Raw genomic sequence first — 18,290 nt, 5'->3', positions numbered from 1 at the left:
TACTGATTATCGGGGGACTCGCGGCAAGCGCAGTCCGGACGAGGCGACCAGTTCGCGCATCACCTCGTTGACACCGCCGCCGAAGGTCACCACCAGGTTCTGCTTGGTCCGGCGGTCCAGCCACGTGGACAGTTCGGCGGTGCCGGGGTCGGCTCGATCGCCGTAGCGGCCGATGATCTCCTCGGCGAGCCGGCCCGCCTCCTGCAGCGACTCGGTGGAGAAGACCTTGGTGGCCGAGGCGTCGGCGATCACCTGCGCCTGATCGCCGTCTGCGGTCGCGGCCACCTGCCAGTTCAGCAGTTCGTTCAGCCGGACCATGGCGTGCATGCGCCCGAGCGAGCGCCGCACGTCGAGTTCGCCGAGCACACCGCGCGCCTGCGCCCAATCGCGTACCCGGTCGTAGAGCTGCTCGATCTTGCCGGACGGACCCAGGCTCACCCGCTCGTGATTGAGCTGCGTCGTGATCAGCTTCCAGCCCTCGTTCTCCGCGCCGACCAGCATGTTCGCCGGCACTCGCACGTTGTCGAAGTAGGTCGCGTTGGTGTGGTGGGCGCCGTCGCAGGTGATGATCGGCGTCCACGAGTAGCCGGGGTCGGTGGTGTCCACGATCAGGATGGTGATGCCGCGGTGGCGCGACTCGGCCGGGCCGGTGCGGCAGGCCAGCCAGACGTAGTCCGCCTCGTGCGCGCCGGTGGTGAAGATCTTCTGCCCGTTGACGATCCAGTCCCCGGACTCGTCGCGCACCGCGGAGGTGCGCAGCGACGCCAGGTCGGTGCCCGCTTCGGGTTCGGAGTAGCCGATCGCGAAATGGATGTCACCACTGAGGATTCCGGGCAGGAACTGCTGCTTCTGTTCCTCGGTGCCGAACTGCTGCAGGGTCGGACCGACTGTCAGCAGGGTCACCAGCGGAAGCGGGACGTCGGCCCGGACCGCCTCGTTGAAGAAGATCTGCTGCTCGACCGGCCCGAAGCCCTGGCCGCCGTACTCCTTCGGCCAACCGACGCCGAGCCAGCCGTCGCGTCCCATCCTCCGCACCACCGCGCGGTAGGCGTCGCCGTGCCGGTTCACCGCCATCTCGGCCTCCTCCTCGGGAGTCACGAGATCCGCGAAATAGGCACGCAGTTCGTCGCGTAACCGGCGCTGCTCGGCGGTCAGGTCGATGAACATCTCGCCCCCAATCGATCGAGTCGGAACGACGCCCCGCCGAGCCAGCGGGCGATGTCCTTGGCCTGCGAGTAGTAGCGATGCATCGGGTGGGTCATGTCCACGCCGAGACCGCCGTGCAGGTGATGACACTTCTGCATGGCCGTTGGCAGTTCCGCGGCCACGGTGTAGGCCAGGATCTCCAGGTCGTCGTCGGTGCGCTCACGGTGCTGCTGACTCGCATCGTGCTGGGCAAGCGCCCAGTTCGCCGACGCCGCGGCGACGTGCAGCGTGCGCGAGACGACGTACAGGTCCGCGATCTGCTGGGCCACAGCCTGGAACTGCGCCAGCGGCCTGCCGAATTGGTTGCGGGTGCGCAGGTGCTCGGCGGTCAGGATTATCGCGCCCTTCAGCAGCCCGTCGGCCACCGAACCGATCGAGGCGAGCGCCAGCCGGTGCAGATCGCCCAGCCCGGTCGGCCACAGGTAGTCGGCGGGAATCTCCACCTGGTCCAGCAACACGGTGTATTCCGGGATGCCGCCGGAGACCGGCGTCTGCGTCAGGGTGATCCCCTCGGCATCCGCATCGATCAGCGCGATACCGGAATTGGTCGGCACCAGCAGCCAGCGTGCCTGCTCCGCGTAGGGCACGGCGATCTTGCACCCGCTGACGCGCACCGTCTTGCCGCTGGTGACCGCGATGGTCTCCGGCTTGTCGATGAACGGCGCCGCCGGTTCACTCAGCGCCGCGGTGAGCACGGTGCCCTTGGCGACCTCGGGCAGCACCTGCGCCTGCACGCTCTCGGGCGCGGAGGCCACCAGTGGCAGCACACCGAAGCCGAGCGTAGGAAGGGCAGGCACCGCGACGGCGTCCATAGCCAGCTCGGTGAGGAGCACGGACACCTCGAGTAGACCCATGCCGTCGCCACCGTGGCGCTCCGGCAACGGAACGGCAAGCAGGCCGGAGTCGACCAGTCTCGGCCACAGCTCCATATCGCGTGCGGGTTCGTGCTCCATCAAGCTCACGACGACTTCGGCCACCGCGTCTTGGCCCTCGTCCCTGGTGAAATCCACGCTTTTCTCCCAGTTGTCTCGATGACTAGTTATCCGCGTCACGAGGCAGCCCCAGAATCCGCTCACCGGCCACGGTGAGCAGAATCTGCTCGGTTCCACCAGCGATCGATAGACAACGCGTGAGCAGGAATTCCTTCACCACATCGGCATCCTGCGCGCCGACGGGCCCTGCCGTCTCGACAGCGAATTCCGCGACCGCTTGGCGGTGGCGCACCCCGACCAACTTCCGTACGCTACTCTGCGCACCCGGATCCGCGCCCACCAGCGCCTTCAGCGTGGCGCGTTGCTCGAGCAAAAGTCCCGCGATCGCTTCGGCGACGAATCCGCCGAGCCTGTCGTTCACCAGTTCCGCACCCGGACCGGCTGCGGGTGTTTTCGCGATCAGTTCTTCCAGTACCGGCCCGATGCCATTGCCGCCCATTGCCACCCGTTCGGTGGACAGCGTCGAGCGGGCGATTTTCCATCCGTTGTTCACCGCGCCGACCACACAGTCGTCCGGTACGAATACGTCGTCGAGAAAAACCTCGCTGAATCGCGCCTCGCCGGTGATCTGCACCAGCGGGCGGATCTCCAGTCCGGCGCTGTGCATGTCGACCAGGAAATAGGTGATTCCGCGATGCTTGGGCGCGTCCGGATCGGTGCGAGCCAAACAAATTCCCCAATTCGCTTTGTCGCCCAGCGAAGTCCACACCTTTTGCCCGCGCAGCACCCAACCGCCGTCCACCTTTTTCGCGGTGGTGCGCAGCGCGGCCAGGTCCGAACCCGCCTCTGGCTCGCTGAACAGCTGGCACCAGACCACCTCGCCACGCAGCGTCGGCCAGGCGAACCGGTCGATCTGCTCCTGTGTGCCGTGCTGCAGCAGCGTGGGAACCGCCCAACCGCCGATGGCCAGATCCGGCGCGGCGAGCCCGGCGCGGCGCAGTTCCTCGGAGATCATCAGGCCGGTCATCGGATCGGCGCCGCGTCCGTAGGGCCGCGGCCAATGCGGCATGACCAGTCCCGCGTCCACCAGCGCCGCGCCCCGCCGATCGGCGGGCAGCGCCGCGATCCGCGCGACCTCCGCGGCCAGTTCATGGGCGCTGTCGCCGTCCACGGCGACGCCTCCGGCGTGAGCAGTCAGGCCCGGAGGCGGTAGCGGAGCGTGACCACGGAGGGCCCCGCTCATGCCAGAAAGGGCATCAGCGGCGAAGACCCGGTCGGCGCCGGTGGTGCGCCGCAGGCCACGCCGGGTCAACTCGGTCACCCGGGCCCGCCAGCGCGCCGAACCGCCGAGCAGCTGGCGCAGCGCCACCGCCCTGCGCAGGTACAGGTGCGCGTCGTGCTCCCAGGTGAAACCGATCCCGCCGAGCACCTGGATGCAGTCCTTGGCGGTGTCGACCGCCGCGTCCAACGCGACGGCGGCCGCGATGGCGGCGGCGATCGGCAGTTCCGCGCCACCCTCGTCCACGGCGGCCGCGGTGTCGCCCGCGACGGCGCGGATGAGCTCGGTGCGGCACAGCATCCAGGCGCAGATGTGCTTGACCGCCTGGAACGATCCGATCTTGCGGCCGAACTGCTCGCGCACCTTGGCGTACTCGACCGCCGTCTGCAGGCACCAGCCCGCGAGGCCGGCCAGCTCGGCGGCGACCAGCGCGACGAGCAGATCCTCGGCCGGGTGCGGCGCGGCGAACACCCGTTCGGCGGGCACGCGCAGGTCCGTGCACTGCACCCGCGCCAGCGGCGTGCTCGGATCCAGCGGCGCGAGCGGCTCCACCCGCAGGCCTTCGGCGTCGGGCGGGACCAGGCACCAGCGCTGCCCGTGCGGAAGCTCGACCGGCAGCAGCACGGCCGTGCCCGGAGCCGCGCCGAGTACCGAATCCCAGGAACCCGTGAGCAACAACGCGTCGCTTGCGGCGGGTACGCTCACCGTCGAACCGACAACGAAGTCGAGCGCGACGCCGCAGGGCAGATCCTCGTCGAGGCTTCCCGCGGTGATCAGATTGGCCAAAGCCGTTGCCAGCACGGGGCCGCCGACCAGATCGTGCGCCGCCTGCTCCACCAGAACGGCGAGATCGGCGACCGAACCGCCCGCGCCACCCGCGTCCTCGGCCACCGCGACACGGAAGATCCCGATCTCGGCGAGCGCGGGCCAGTAGGCGCGCCAGAAGTCGGGCGAACCGGTCCGCATTGTTGCAATTGGACGGACCGACGCGGCCCATCCGCGCATCGACTCCTGAACGGCTTTATGCTCGTCAGTGGTGGCGATGGTCACACTCCATACCGCCTTTCCGGCGTGACTCCCACACCTAGAACATGTTCTAATATCCTAGCCGGGCGGAAGTCAAGAGACCATCGCCGCGGCGGACCGCGCACGCGGCCGACGAAACGACGTTTCCGGAAAGGACTTTCATCGATGGCCAGTCCGTCCCGTTCGCAGCCAGCCGACCCGAGTGCGGCACTGCCCGCCGCAACGGTCACCACGCTCAGTGAGGACGAACTGAGCTCGGCGGCGCAGCGCGAGCGGCGCAAGCGGATTCTGGACGCGACCTTGGCGCTGGCGTCCAAGGGCGGCTACGACGCGGTTCAGATGCGGGCGGTCGCCGAGCGCGCCGACGTCGCGGTCGGCACGCTGTACCGGTACTTCCCGTCCAAGGTGCACCTGCTGGTCTCGGCGCTCTCGCGCGAATTCGAGCAGATCGAAGGCAAACGCAAGCCGCTTGCCGGACAGACTCCACAGGAGCGCATGCACCTGCTGCTTACCCAGATCACCCGGATGATGCAGCGCGACCCGCTGCTCACCGAGGCCATGACCCGTGCGTTCATGTTCGCCGACGCCTCGGCCGCCGCCGAGGTGGACCGCGTCGGCAAGGTGATGGACCGGGTGTTCGCGCGCGCCATGAACGACGGCGAGCCCACCGAACGGCAGCTGGCCATCGCGCGGGTGATCAGCGATGTGTGGCTGTCGAATCTGGTCGCCTGGCTGACCCGGCGCGCCTCGGCCACGGACGTGACCGAACGCCTGGAACTGACCGTCGACCTCCTGCTCGGCGAACGCAACCAGTAAGTAAGGACCACAAGCCACGTCAGCGCACATCGAGCGAATTCGACGCCCGGCCGCCACGCCGGGCTCGAATTGCCCTTGTGCTGCGACGAAGCTCACCCGCCTCGGTCGCGTTGCCGTTAGCTGGGCGGATCTGTTGGACACGAGATCAAGATGTGCGTTATCGTGCGCACGCGGCCCCGCGCTCTTCTGTGCGCCAAATTCAACCCAGTATTGTTTTGGCCGCCCCCTGAAAAAATCCTCCGATCACTAGGTTGGATGCGTGAGCGCACAGGATCTGCCACTGGAACTTCGCCGTGCACTGTCGACGGTCGCGCGCGTGCCACGGCTGCTGGTCGCATCGGACTACGACGGGACACTCGCACCCATCGTGTCCGACCCGGCCAAAGCCTTTCCCCATCGGGAATCGGTGAGCGCGTTACGAGCCCTCGCCGGCCTCACCGGCACTACCGCCGCCGTGATATCCGGGCGCGCGTTGCGCGATCTCGCGGCGCTGTCGCGCCTGCCGGTCGAAGTGCAACTCATCGGCAGCCACGGCTCGGAATTCGACGTGGGCTTCGTCCACGCGATCGACAACGACGCCAAACATCTGCTTCAAGAGTTGCAGTCGGCACTCAATAAGATCGCCGCGGACAATCCCGGCGTCACGGTAGAGAGCAAGCCGGCCAGTGTGGCCCTGCACGTGCGCAACGCGAGCCCCGAGATCGGGCATCGCGCGCTGTCGCAGGTCCGGCTCGGCCCGGCGTGCTGGTTCGGCGTTCAGGTCACCGAGGGCAAGGCCGTCATCGAGCTGGCCGTGGTGCAGACCGACAAGGGCACCGCGCTGGACACCGTGCGTCACCAGGCGGGCGCGTCGGCCGCGGTGTTCTTCGGCGACGACGTCACCGACGAAAAGGCGTTCCGCGTGCTGTCGGGTCCCGACGTCGGCATCAAGGTGGGCGACGGCGAGAGCCTTGCCAAATTCCGAGTGGACAGCACCGAGACGGTGGCCCGCGCGCTGGCCTACCTGCTGGAGGAGCGGCGCACCTGGCTGGCCGGCGCGAGCGCCCCGCGCATCGAGCGGCTGACCATGCTGGCCAGCCCGCGCTCGGTCGCGCTGCTCACCCCGGACGCCACGGTGACCTGGTTCTGCCACCCGGAGCCGGACTCGGCGGCGGTGTTCGCGCACCTGCTCGGCGGCCCGCAGGGCGGTCACTTCACCATCGAGCCGGAACGGCCGGGACTTCCGCTCTCGCAGCGTTACGTCGACGGCACGATGACCGTCGAAACCCGATGGGCCAGTTTGCAAGTCACCGACTACCTGCCGCACGACGTCGCGCCGACCCGCACCGATCTGACCAGGGTGATCACCGGCGACGCGAAGGCCGTGGTCACCTTCGCCCCGCGCCCGGAGTTCGGCCAGGTTCCGGTGAACCTGGAAGCCCAGGAGGGCGGGCTGCGGGTGTACGGCACCAACGATCCGATCGTGCTGCGGTCCCCCGGCGTGCGGTGGGAGATCGTCACCGACGGCACGCATGAGTCCGCGCGCGCCGTGGTGGACCCGTCCCGCGGCCCGATCGTGCTCGAATTGCGCTGCGGCACCCAGGATCTCGACCCCGCGCAGACCCCCGAGCCGGAGCGGCGACGCCAGGCGGAGCGTTACTGGTCGGAATGGGCCGCGGGGCTCACGCTGCCCCCGCTGAAGCCCGACCTGATGAAGCGCTCCGCGCTCACCCTGCGCGGTCTGGTGCACGCTCCCTCCGGCTCGATCCTCGCGGCGGCCACCACCTCGCTGCCGGAGGACATCGGCGGCGTGCGCAACTGGGACTACCGCTACTGCTGGCTGCGGGATGCCGCACTGACCGCCTCGGCGCTGGTGTCGCTCGGCTCGCTCGCCGAGGCGGAGGATTTCCTCGGGTGGGTGCACCGGGTGCTGGAGACGATCCCAGGCCCGGAGCGCCTGCACCCGCTGTACACGCTCTACGGCGAGACGCTGCCGCCGGAGGCATCGATCGACCAGCTCCCCGGCTACGCGGGCTCGCGCCCGGTGCGCGTGGGCAACGCGGCGAACATGCAGGTGCAGCTGGACGTCTTCGGTCCGATCGTCGATCTCATCGCGACCCTGGCGCACGCGCGGGAGCTGCGCGGCGTAACCGATCCGGCGGGCGTGTTGCCGGACGCCGACTGGGAGCTGGTGTGCGCCATGGTGTCGGCGGTGCAGCGGCGGTGGGAGGAGCCCGACCACGGCATCTGGGAGATCCGCGGCAACCCGCGCCACCACGTGTACTCGAAGGTGATGGGCTGGCTGACCGTCGACCGGGCGCTGACCCTGGCGCAGAAGTTCGACCGTGAGGTCGACCCGGAGTGGGCGGTGCTGCGCGACACCATCGCCGACGAGGTGAAGGCCAAGGGCTGGAACGACGACGTGCAGTCCTACACCGCGGCCTACGACGGCACCGACCTGGACGCCGCCACCCTGCACATCGGGCTGAGCGGCCTGATCGATCCGTCCGACCCGCGGTTCGCGGCGACCGTGGTGGCGACCGAGGCCGAGCTGCGCAGCGGTTCGACCGTGTACCGCTACCACCACGACGACGGCCTACCCGGCGGCGAGGGCGGGTTCCACCTGTGCGCGGCCTGGCTGGTCGAGGCGTACCTGCTGATCGGGAAGCGCTCGGACGCCGAGGCGCTGTTCGCCCAGCTGGTCGACGTGGCAGGCCCGACCGGACTGCTCAGCGAGGAGTACGACCCGGTGGCCGAACGCTCGCTCGGCAACCACCCGCAGGCCTACAGCCACCTGGGCCTGTTGCGTTGCGCACAGCTGCTCGGACAGCCGGTGGAGGCCGCACTGGTCTGACCGAGTGCACCGCTCGAGGGCCCGCGAACGAGGAATCGTTCACGGGCCCTTCGTCTTTGGATCGCACGTGGGCGCCGCATCCTACCGTTTGACTGGGTTGCTAGAGTTAAACGGGAACGATTTCCATTACAAACTGCCGGACTGCCAGGAGTACCCCACGTGAATACCCGATTTGCTCTCAGATGCGTAGGCCTCGCCGTGGGGGTCGCCTCAGCCATGACGCTAGCCGCCTGCGGAAACTCGAGCGCCTCGGACCGGCCGACCGTCGTCGCCTCCACAAATGTCTGGGGCGATATCGCGGCCGCCATCGCGGGCCCCGACGCCACCGTCCGGTCGCTGATCACCGATCCGTCCGCCGACCCGCACTCGCATGAGACCTCTGCTGTGGAGTCGGCCCAGCTCAGCGACGCCGACCTGGTGATATACAACGGCGGCGGTTACGACGAGTTCGCCGAGAAGGCGGTGGCGGGCACGAACAAGCGCAGTGTGGACGCGTTCGCCGCACGCGTCGACAAGAGCGACGAGAACGAGCACATCTGGTACGACGTGCGGACCGTCGGCGTGGTCGCAGGCCAGATCGCCACTCAGCTGAGCGAGCTGGACCCGGACAAGGGCGCGGCCTACGCCGAGCGCGCGAAGGCGTTCACCGACCGGCTCGCCGCGATCAGCGCAATCACCGGCAAGCTGTCCGCCGAGCACCCGAAAACGCCGGTGCTGCAGACCGAACCGCTCGCGCACTATCTGCTGGTCGCCGCCGGGGTCGAGGACCTCACGCCGCACGAGTTCCAGGAGGCCGTCGAGCAGGAGACCGACCCGGCGCCCGCGGCCGTCGCGGCCACCCAGGACCTGCTCACCGGCAAGCGGGTGCGCGCGCTGATCTACAACGTGCAGACCGAGGACAAGATCACCAAGGACCTGCGTGGCACCGCGCAGAACGCGGGCATCAAGGTGGTCGAGGTGACCGAAAGCCTGCCCGACGGCCTGGATTACATTCAGTGGCAGACGAAGAACGCGCAGGCGCTGGCCACCGCGTTGGGCTGAGCAGATGAACAAGGGAGCCGCGCTGACCGAGCACACCGACCGGGCCGACCGGCGGCGAGCGAGCCGCGAGGACGGCTCGGCCGTCGTCCGGCTGGAATCGGCCCGATTGGCCTTCGGCGATCGAACCCTTTGGGACGCGCTGGATCTCAGTGTCGCTCCAGGCGAATTCGTCGCAGTTCTCGGGCCGAATGGATCGGGCAAGACGTCCCTGCTGAAGGTGTTGCTCGGCCAGATCGGGCTGAGCGCGGGCACGGCACGGATCGCAGGTGCCCCTGCGCGCGCCGGCAATCACGACATCGGCTATGTGCCGCAACAGAAGACGATCGACGCCGGGGTGCAGTTGCGCGGCGTCGATCTCGTCGGTCTAGGCGTCGACGGCCATCGGTGGGGGCTCGGCCTGCGGTCCCGCGCCGAACGCAAGCGCAAGGTAGCCGCGGCCATCGCCGACGTCGGCGCGCAGCACTTCGCGCACGCGCCACTGGAATCCATGTCCGGCGGCGAGCAGCAGCGACTGCGGGTGGCGCAGGCCTTGGTCGGCGATCCGAAGGTGCTGCTGTGCGACGAGCCGCTGCTGAGCCTGGACCTGGCCAACCAGCGCCTGGTCGCCGAGCTGATCGATCGGCGGCGGCGCACGCACGACACCGCGGTCCTGTTCGTCACGCACGAGATCAATCCGATTCTGCCGCTGGTGGATCGGGTGCTGTACCTGGTCGACGGGCGATTCCGGATCGGAACGCCGGACGAGGTGATGACCTCGGCGGTCCTGTCCGAGTTGTACCGGACCCAGGTGGACGTCCTGCGGGTGCGCGGGCGCCTGGTGGTCGTCGGCACCGGCGACACAATGGACGCGCTCGGCACCGCGGGCGGACACTGTCACGGCGCGGCGGGCGACGGGTTCGCGCCCGGCCTCTCCACATCGGACGGCGCGCGACCGTCCGGCGCCGCCGGAGCGAGCGATCCGGTGTCACATGGCGCCACGTCTGGAGTCGCGCAATCTGGCGATCCGAGAACCAACGGCGGTAGGCCCGCCGAACCGGCACCGCATGACCCGGTGACCGACACCGCGAAATCGGGTAACCCGGTCCAGAACGACTCGGCGGCGGACGACGCGACAGCGACCGGTCCCGCCGACCGCCCGCCCGCGATCTCGAGCGCTCCGGCGACCGGCGCCACGTCCACGCGACTGGCGTCGAACGACTCGGCACCAGGCAACGGGGCATCCACCCGCCCAGGGCTCGACGACGCCGCTGTCGCCGGAGCCGCTTCGATCGACGCGGAGCAGCCGGTTTCCGCCACCGACGGCGAGGGCAGCGCATCCCCGCCGGCGGCGCATCCGGATCCGAGCGGAGTGCGCTCATGATCGACAAGCTGTCCGGCGTACTCACCAAGCTGCTGGACTTCGGCACCACCGCCAACCTGCTGTCCTACGGCTTCGTCCAGCAGGCGTTGCTGGCCGCGGCGCTGCTCGGGCTGCTGTCCGGGGCGATCGGTCCGCTGATCATCAGCAGGCAGATGTCCTTCGCCGTGCACGGCACCAGCGAGCTGTCGCTGACCGGCGCCGCCGCGGCGCTGCTGGCCGGTATCGGGGTCGGCCTCGGCGCCATCGCCGGGTCCGTGGTCGCCGCCGTGCTCTTCGGTCTGCTGGGGACCCGTGCACGGGAGCGCGATTCGGTGATCGCGGTGGTGCTCTCGTTCGGGCTGGGGCTCTCGGTGCTGTTCCTGTGGCTGGGGCCGGACCGTGCGGGATCGAAGTTCTCGCTGCTCACCGGTCAGGTGGTCAGCGTCGGCAACAACGGCATCGGGCTGCTCGCGGTCTGCACGGCGGCGGTGCTCGCGGTGCTCGCGTTCGTCTACCGGCCGCTGCTGTTCGCCAGCTCGGACCCTGAGGTGGCCGTGGCGCGCGGCGTTCCTGTGCGGGCGCTGTCCATCGTGTTCGCCGTGCTCCTCGGCATCACGGCGGCATTCGGCGTGCAGATCGTCGGCGCGCTGCTGGTGCTCGCGCTGCTGATCACCCCGGCCGCCGCCGCGGCCCAGCTCACCGCGAATCCGGTGCGGGCCACTCTGCTCGCGGTGGTGTTCGCCGAAGTCGCCGCGGTCGGCGGTATCCTGCTGTCGCTTGCGCCGGGCGTCCCGGTGTCGACGTTCGTCACCACGATCTCGTTCCTGATCTACCTCTGCTGCCGCGTACTCGGAAGCCGCAACCGCCGCCTCGCTCGCGCTCGCTGAAAGACCGCCTCCGATAAGGCATAAGCCAGATCGAAATGAGGTGGCCAGCAGTGCTGCCATCCCGAGCCTCGGACTGCATCGGCCCGCCGGACGCATTGCCGCGGCAGTGGCCCGGCCGATGGTATGGGAACTCGGCCGCATCATGTCGACGGCCGCTACGCGGTCCTGGACACCGTCCGTCGCCCGTGCGCTGGAGCGCGGCCTGACGCCCTTGGCTGCGGCGCCGCGGCTGTCGCGGCGATCGGCGTTCGACTCCTGGTCGCGCACCGTGCCGTTGGTCGACTTCGCAGCTCCACGACCACCGTTCCGCAGACCGGTAGGGCTGCTGGTCGGCATGGCTCGGGGTTGTTCACGTCCGGTTCGTGCACGCCTGGTTCTCGATGACCGCGACCATGCACCGTGGCGTCGATACCGCGTGCCAGCCGATATCAGCGCAGTTCAGAGACCATGCTGATCGCCGAGACCAGTTTTGATGGCAGCCGCCTTCAGTCACTTCTGACGGCTTTCGTATGCTCGACCCATCGCGCCCCCGAACGAATGGTGACCCAACGATGATCGATTTCGCGATTCCCGCCGAGCTCGCCGCCGAACGCGACCGAGTCCGCCGATTCGTCATCGACAAGATCGTCCCGTACGAGCGGGACCCACGCCTCACCGCGCACGGCCCGACCGACGATCTGCGCCAGGAGCTCGTCGAACTGGCCCGCGCCGAGAAGCTGCTCACCGTCCAGGCTCCCGAGTCACTCGGCGGACGAGGGCTGTCCCACCTCGAGCAGGCGGTGATCTACGAGGCGGCAGGTTGGTCCACGCTCGGCCCGATCGCGATGAACTGCGCGGCGCCCGACGAGGGCAACATGTTCCTGCTGTCCAAGGTCGCCGACCCCGAGCAGGTGCGGCGCTATCTGGCTCCCGTTGTCGCCGGACATCAGCGCTCGGTGTTCGCCATGACCGAGCCCGACGGCGCCGGATCCGACCCGGCCCAGCTGGCCACCGAAGCCGCCTTCGACGGCGAGAACTTCACCATCAACGGCCGCAAATGGCTGATCACCGGCGCCAACGGCGCGAAGACGTGGATCATCATGGCCCGGCTCGCGCCCAACCCGCATCTGCCGGAAGGCCCCACGCTGTTCCTCACCGACGGCGACCAGCCGGGCATCGTCATCGAACGCACGATGAACACCATGGACCGCAACTACGTCGCCGGGCACGGCGTGGTCCGCTTCGACAACCTGGTCCTGCCCAGGGAAGCGCTGCTCGGCGAAGCAGGCCAAGCGCTGCGCTACGCCCAGCTCAGACTGGCTCCGGCCCGCCTGACCCATTGCATGCGCTGGCTCGGCGCGGCCGAGCGGGCCCAGAGCATCGCGGTGGAACACGCGCGCACCCGCACCGCGTTCGGCAAGCCGATCGGTGAGCACGAGGGCGTGTCGTTCATGTTGGCGGACAATGAGATCGCGCTGCACCAGTGCAGGCTCACCATCTGGCATGCGTGCTGGCTGATGGACAACGGTGAGAAGGCGCGGCACGAGAGTTCGATCGCGAAGGCCTTCGTCTCCGAGGAGCTGTTCCAGGTCGCCGATCGCTGTGTCCAGGTACTCGGTGGCATCGGCATCAGCGACGAGACCGTAGTGGAGATGATCTTCCGGGACATGCGCGCCTTCCGGCTCTACGACGGACCCACCGAAGTGCACAAGTACGCGATCGGGCGCAAGGTCCTGCGCGGATAGCCGAGAATTTACGGCCTGGGGCGAGCTGCCCCGGTCGGCTAACATCCTTGGGCATGAGTTCGGAACTGCACGTCGATGTCTCCAAGGGCGTCGCTGTGCTCACGCTCAACCGGCCCGCTCAGCAGAACGCCTTCACCCCCACGATGGCCGCCGAACTGGGTGCCGCCCTGCAGCGCTGCGATGTGGAAGACGCCATCCGTGCCGTCGTCGTCACCGGCACCCCGCCCGCGTTCTGCGCCGGGGCGGACCTATCCAGTCGGGTCGGCGAGGTCAGCGCGACCATCGAGCCAGCCCCGTGGCGGGTGCGCAAACCTGTGATCGCGGCGGTGAACGGGCACGCGGTCGGCATCGGCCTAGCCCTCGCCCTGCAGTGCGATCTGCGGTACATGGCGCGCGACGCGGTGTACGGGCTCAACCAGGTCCGCCGCGGCGTCTTGGCCGACGGATACGCGCACTGGACGCTCCCCCGCCTGATCGGTATGGCGAACGCCGCCGACATCATGCTGACCGGACGCACCTTCGACGGCGAAGAGGCGAAGGCGATGGGCCTGGCCAACAGCTGCCTGCCCGGCAGCGAGGTGCTACCGACGGCACTGGCCGTCGCGCACGACATCGCCAATGGCTCGGCCCCGCTACCGGTCGCGCTATCCAAGCGGCTGCTATGGGAGGGGCTCCGGATGAGCCCGGCCGTGGTCGGTCAGCTGGAAACCGATCTCAACCAGCACGCCGCCAAGAGCATCGACGGCGGCGAAGCCATGGCCGCGTTCCGGGATCGCCGACAGCCGAGCTGGTCCGGCAGTGTCAGCACGGAATGGCCCGCCTGGGACGCCACCGGCGAGCGCGAGAGGCCCAGCCTGGACTAGGCGGCTGCCTGGCCTTCGCTCAGCCCGGCGCGGACTCCGCCCGGCTGCGCCCGCACTGCGGCTACCTCAGCCTCTGCTCGGCCCGGCGCGGACTGCCGATCGACTCCGTCCGACTGCGCCCCTTACGCGTTGCCTCCGAGCAGAATGAACAGGAACAGCAGCGCGAAGATGATCATCAAGACGGTGCCGATGATGCCGAGGATGTAGCCGACCAGCACCTGGGCCCGGCCGCCGTACGGCTGGACGGGACCGGCGCCTTTCGCGGCGGCTTCGAGAGAATCCTCGATGTCGTTGAGCGCCCGCCGACCCAGTGCCCATGCCACCGGCCCCAGCACGCCGCAGCAGAGGATACTTCCGGCGCCGAGGAACAACACCGCCGACGCGTTCGGATGCTCGATCGGCTGCCCGATAGGCTGATTGGGTATCACCACCAGCCGAATTGTACGGGGGTAGACCGACTCTCCGCGTATTTTGCTGGTCGGCCCCATGCCGCGGCTCACGGCAGGCCGTCGCGCCCTTTCGAATCATGCGGCGGACTCCGCGCCTGGCGGACGTCTCGCCGCGCTCGATCAAATCCGGCGCTGCCGGGCGACTTCCGAGAGCACCACGCCCGCGGCGACCGAGGCGTTGAGCGATTCCACCGGACCGGCCATCGGAATGGACAGAACCGCGTCGCACGTCTCGCGGACCAAGCGGGACAGACCCTTGCCCTCCGAGCCGACCACGATCACGGTCGGCTCGCGACCGTCGAACTCGTCCAGCGTGGTATCGCCGCCCGCGTCCAGGCCGACGACCTGAACGCCCTGCGCGGCCCAATCCTTCAGCGTGCGCGTCAGATTCGTGGCGCGGGCGACCGGGAGGCGAGCCGCGGCACCCGCGCTGGTGCGCCAGGCCACCGCCGTGACGCTCGCGCTGCGCCGCTGCGGAATCAGCACCCCGTGGCCGCCGAAAGCCGCCACGGAACGGATCACCGCGCCGAGGTTGCGCGGGTCGGAGATGTTGTCCAGCGCGACGAGCAGCGCGGGAGCCGCCGAGCCCCGGGCTCGGTCGAGCAGATCGTCCGGATGGGCGTAGCGGTACGGCGGCACCTGCAACGCGACGCCTTGGTGCAGACCGTTGGCGCTCATCCGATCCAGATCGGTGCGCGGCACCTCCAGGATGGAGATGCCCGAGTCGGCGGCCAGCCGCACGCTCTCGGTCAAGCGGTCGTCGTTCTCCGTGCCGACCGCGACGTACAGCGCCGTCGCCGGCACGTCCGCGCGCAGGCACTCCACCACCGGGTTGCGCCCGAGCACCAACTCCGGGCCGTCATCGGTCTTGCGTCCCGCAGGCCGCCCGGTGGCACCGCCGCGTGCGGACGGACGACCTTGAGTGGCTTTGGCTTTCGCGGCCGCCCGCTTGGCGGCGGGATGCTTGGTCCGCTGCTCGGCGGGCGGCGTCGCACCGCGCCCCTCCAGCCCGCGCCTGCGCTTGCCGCCGGAGCCGACTACCGCGCCCTTCTTGGAGCCGGTCTTGCGCACCGCACCTCGGCGCTGCGAGTTGCCTGCCATCACTTGGCCTTTCCGGATTGCGGTGCGCCGAGGGCCCATTCAGGACCGTCGGCCGTGTCGGTGACCTCGATCCCGGCGGCCTGCAAGCGTTCGCGCACGGCGTCGGCGGTCGGCCAGTCCTTCGTGGCCCGCGCCTGCTGGCGACGATCGAGTTCCGCGCCGACCAGCACGTCGAGTGCGCTGAGCGCGGCCGAGGAATCGCTCGGCGCGTACCAGTGCGGATCGAACGGATCGACGCCGAGGACGCCGAGCATGGCCCGCACCTGGCCGGCGAGGTCGCACGCCGAGTCGGTCGCGCCGGCCTCCAATGCCTTGTTGCCTTCGTGCACCACCCGGTGGATCTCGGCCAGCGCTTTCGGCACCGCGAGATCGTCGTCGAGCGCGGCGGCGAACGCGTCGGTCCACTTGCCCACCGGGATCTCCCCGGCCCGGTCGAACACTCGGTTCACGAACGCCTCGATGCGCTGATAGGACTGGGCCGCGTCGTACAGCGCCTTGTCGGAGTACTCCAGCATCGAGCGGTAGTGCGCGCTGCCCAGATAGAACCGCAGCTCGACAGCGCGAACCTTCCTCAGCACGTTCGGCACCGAGAGGACGTTGCCCAGCGACTTGGACATCTTCTCCCCGCCCATGGTCACCCAGCCGTTGTGCAGCCAGTACCTGGCGAAGCCGTCGCCCGCGCCCTTCGACTGGGCGATCTCGTTCTCATGGTGCGGGAACACCAGATCCATACCGCCGCAGTGGATGTCGAACTCCGCGCCGAGATAGAACTCGGCCATGGCGGAGCACTCCAGGTGCCAACCGGGGCGGCCGGGACCCCACGGCGACGGCCAGGTCGGCTCGCCCGGCTTGGCGGCTTTCCACAGGGTGAAGTCGCGCGGGTCGCGCTTGCCCTCGCCCGCGCTCTCGCCCTGGTGCACGTCATCGAGTTTGTGGCCGGAGAGCTGTCCGTACTCGGGGTAGCTCACCACGTCGAAGTAGACATTGCCCGCCGAGGCATAGGCGTGACCCCGATCGATCAGCCGCTGCATCATCTCGACCATCTGAGTGATGTGGCCGGTGGCGCGGGGCTCCGCGGACGGCGGCAGCACGCCGAGCCGCTCGTAGGCGCGATCGAAGGCGCGCTCATGCGTGGCGGCCCATTCCCACCACGGCCTGCCCGCCTCGGCGGCCTTGGCCAGGATCTTGTCCTCGATATCGGTGACGTTGCGGATGAACCAGACGTCGTAGTCGTGCGCGAGCAGCCAGCGTCGCAGCACATCGAACGCGACTCCGCTGCGCACATGGCCGATGTGCGGCTCACCCTGTACGGTGGCGCCACAGAGGTACACCGAAGCACGGCCGGGGACCAACGGCGCGAATTCGCGCACGGTCCGCGTGTCGGTGTCAAAGAGGCGCAGCGTCACGGCAGTCGATCCTAGCTGGTGGTAAGGGACGTTCACGGACCGGCTCTGGTCCGCCGGAGCTGGATCAACGACAGGCTTGTAGCAGGGCTGTCGCCACCGCGGCGACGCCCTCGCCGCGGCCGGTCAGCCCGAGACCGTCGGTGGTGGTGCCGGACACCGAAACCGGGGCGCCGAGCAGCTCGCCGAGCACCTGTTGCGCCTCGGCGCGCCGGGGCCCGATCTTGGGCCGATTGCCGATGACCTGCACCGCGGCGTTGACCACTTCGAAGCCCGCTTCGCCGAGCAGCCTGCGCACTTCCTTCAGCATGGCCGCCCCGGAGACGCCTTCCCATTCCGGGCGTCCGGTGCCGAACACCGCGCCGACGTCGCCCAGTCCCGCCGCGGACAACAGCGCGTCGCACAGCGCGTGCGCGGCGACATCGCCGTCGGAGTGGCCCGCGCAGCCGTCCTCGCCGTCGAACAACAGCCCGGCCATCCAGCAGGGCCGACCGGCCTCGATTGGGTGGACGTCACTGCCGATGCCGACGCGCATACTCACGGCGCCACCTCGCTGGCGCTCGGCGGCGCCATGGCGCGCTGTGCCGATGATTCACTCGCAAGCTCCCGCACCGCGCTGGCGCTCGGCGGCGCCATGGCGCGCTGTGCCGATGACTCGCTCGCAAGCTCCCGCACCGCCCGGCCGATCTCCGCGCCGTCCAGCACCGCGTTGGCGAGCAGGAGGTCGAGCGGAGTGGTGATCTTGAAAGCCAGCGGATCGCCGGGAATGGTGGTGACCGTGGCGCCGAGCCGCTCCACCAGTCCCGCGTCATCGGTGGCCTGGATGCCTTCGGTCGCGTAGGCCGAGCGCAGTAGCTCGGCCGCGAAACCCTGCGGGGTCTGGATGGCGCGCAATTGGGCACGATCGGGTGTGCCGGTGACCGCCCCGGTCGCGTCGACCGACTTGATGGTGTCGGCGACCGGGAGCCCGGGAATCACGGCTGACCGCCCCGTGCGCAGCTCCGCGGCGACGCGGGCGATCAACTCGGGCGGGGTGAGGGCCCGGGCGGCGTCGTGCACGAGGAAGTAGCCCGCATCGGGCGCGGCGGCGATACCGGCCCGCACCGAGTCGGTGCGTTCGGCGCCGCCGACGACCACGTGGACCGAATCCGAGGGCGGCAGCAGGGCAACGGCGCTGTCGACGAACTCGGTGGGAACCATCACGATGATCCGGTCGACCGCGCCGGAGGCGATCAGGCCTTCGACGGCGAGCCGGACCATGGGTGTGCCGCCGACCGTGACGAACGCCTTGGGTGTCGATTCACCCAGACGCACGCCACGACCGGCGGCAGGCACCAGAGCAACGACGGGTCCGCTGGTGGAACGGACACCGTTGTCAGGTGTGTTCACGG

General features: G+C 69.3%; 13 protein-coding genes and 2 pseudogenes. 7 read left to right on the top strand and 8 right to left on the bottom strand.

The window, feature by feature from the left end; translation table 11 throughout:
* Positions 1–6 precede the first annotated feature (6 nt).
* Genes IU459_RS19730 through IU459_RS19720 form a run of 3 tightly spaced genes read right to left on the bottom strand, consistent with a single transcriptional unit; the run spans position 7 to position 4,467 of the window.
* Positions 7–1,167: an acyl-CoA dehydrogenase family protein gene (locus IU459_RS19730; RefSeq protein WP_195131011.1), complete on the bottom strand. Its 1,161-nt coding sequence runs from the start codon at positions 1,165–1,167 to the stop codon at positions 7–9.
* Positions 1,152–2,216 (bottom strand): acyl-CoA dehydrogenase family protein, encoded by a 1,065-nt coding sequence (locus IU459_RS19725; RefSeq protein WP_195131010.1) that lies wholly within the window; start codon positions 2,214–2,216, stop codon positions 1,152–1,154. The genes IU459_RS19730 and IU459_RS19725 overlap by 16 nt, the downstream gene beginning before the upstream one ends.
* A gap of 25 nt (positions 2,217–2,241) precedes the next feature.
* Positions 2,242–4,467 (bottom strand): acyl-CoA dehydrogenase, encoded by a 2,226-nt coding sequence (locus tag IU459_RS19720; RefSeq protein WP_195131009.1) that lies wholly within the window; start codon positions 4,465–4,467, stop codon positions 2,242–2,244.
* Between the two features lie 141 nt (positions 4,468–4,608).
* On the opposite strand from IU459_RS19720, the gene kstR reads away from it, so the two are divergent.
* The 7 genes and pseudogenes from kstR (at position 4,609) to IU459_RS19685 (ending at position 13,946) form a co-directional block, all read left to right on the top strand.
* Positions 4,609–5,259, top strand: coding sequence for a cholesterol catabolism transcriptional regulator KstR (gene kstR, locus IU459_RS19715; protein ID WP_040773321.1), 651 nt, complete (start codon positions 4,609–4,611; stop codon positions 5,257–5,259).
* A gap of 259 nt (positions 5,260–5,518) precedes the next feature.
* The gene (otsB, locus tag IU459_RS19710; protein ID WP_195131008.1) at positions 5,519–8,092 is read left to right on the top strand and encodes a trehalose-phosphatase; all 2,574 of its coding nucleotides are present in this window, start codon (positions 5,519–5,521) and stop codon (positions 8,090–8,092) included.
* 159 nt (positions 8,093–8,251) lie between these two features.
* Complete coding sequence (locus IU459_RS19705) at positions 8,252–9,133, top strand: metal ABC transporter solute-binding protein, Zn/Mn family (protein WP_440446511.1); 882 nt, start codon at positions 8,252–8,254, stop codon at positions 9,131–9,133.
* 4 nt (positions 9,134–9,137) lie between these two features.
* Positions 9,138–10,001: pseudogene (locus tag IU459_RS19700) on the top strand (metal ABC transporter ATP-binding protein); the annotation flags it as partial.
* 488 nt (positions 10,002–10,489) lie between these two features.
* Positions 10,490–11,359, top strand: a complete 870-nt coding sequence (locus IU459_RS19695; RefSeq protein WP_195131006.1) for a metal ABC transporter permease — start codon at positions 10,490–10,492, stop codon at positions 11,357–11,359.
* A gap of 551 nt (positions 11,360–11,910) precedes the next feature.
* Positions 11,911–13,083 (top strand): acyl-CoA dehydrogenase family protein, encoded by a 1,173-nt coding sequence (locus IU459_RS19690; RefSeq protein WP_195131005.1) that lies wholly within the window; start codon positions 11,911–11,913, stop codon positions 13,081–13,083.
* Between the two features lie 53 nt (positions 13,084–13,136).
* Complete coding sequence (locus tag IU459_RS19685; RefSeq protein ID WP_195131004.1) at positions 13,137–13,946, top strand: enoyl-CoA hydratase/isomerase family protein; 810 nt, start codon at positions 13,137–13,139, stop codon at positions 13,944–13,946.
* A gap of 122 nt (positions 13,947–14,068) precedes the next feature.
* Here IU459_RS19685 and IU459_RS19680 read toward each other — a convergent pair whose 3' ends face one another.
* The 5 genes and pseudogenes from IU459_RS19680 to ispD form a co-directional block, all read right to left on the bottom strand.
* Positions 14,069–14,377 carry a DUF4190 domain-containing protein gene (locus tag IU459_RS19680; protein WP_195131003.1) on the bottom strand — a complete coding sequence of 103 codons (309 nt, stop codon included), beginning with the start codon at positions 14,375–14,377 and terminating at the stop codon, positions 14,069–14,071.
* Positions 14,378–14,515: 138 nt separating this feature from the next.
* The gene (gene rlmB / locus IU459_RS19675) at positions 14,516–15,496 is read right to left on the bottom strand and encodes a 23S rRNA (guanosine(2251)-2'-O)-methyltransferase RlmB (RefSeq protein ID WP_195131002.1); all 981 of its coding nucleotides are present in this window, start codon (positions 15,494–15,496) and stop codon (positions 14,516–14,518) included.
* The gene (cysS, locus tag IU459_RS19670; protein ID WP_195131001.1) at positions 15,496–16,902 is read right to left on the bottom strand and encodes a cysteine--tRNA ligase; all 1,407 of its coding nucleotides are present in this window, start codon (positions 16,900–16,902) and stop codon (positions 15,496–15,498) included. The genes rlmB and cysS overlap by 1 nt, the downstream gene beginning before the upstream one ends.
* 64 nt (positions 16,903–16,966) lie before the next feature.
* Entirely contained in the window at positions 16,967–17,434 is a 468-nt protein-coding gene (gene ispF, locus IU459_RS19665; RefSeq protein ID WP_195131098.1) for a 2-C-methyl-D-erythritol 2,4-cyclodiphosphate synthase, read from the bottom strand.
* Between the two features lie 161 nt (positions 17,435–17,595).
* A pseudogene (ispD, locus tag IU459_RS19660) lies at positions 17,596–18,288 on the bottom strand (2-C-methyl-D-erythritol 4-phosphate cytidylyltransferase); the annotation flags it as partial.
* Between the last annotated feature and the right edge of the window lie 2 nt (positions 18,289–18,290).

Source organism: Nocardia amamiensis (genome assembly GCF_015477605.1).
Lineage (GTDB): Bacteria > Actinomycetota > Actinomycetes > Mycobacteriales > Mycobacteriaceae > Nocardia > Nocardia amamiensis_A.
The sequence above is the reverse complement of the archived record's forward strand: the minus strand, read 5'-3'. Positions and strand labels throughout refer to the sequence as shown.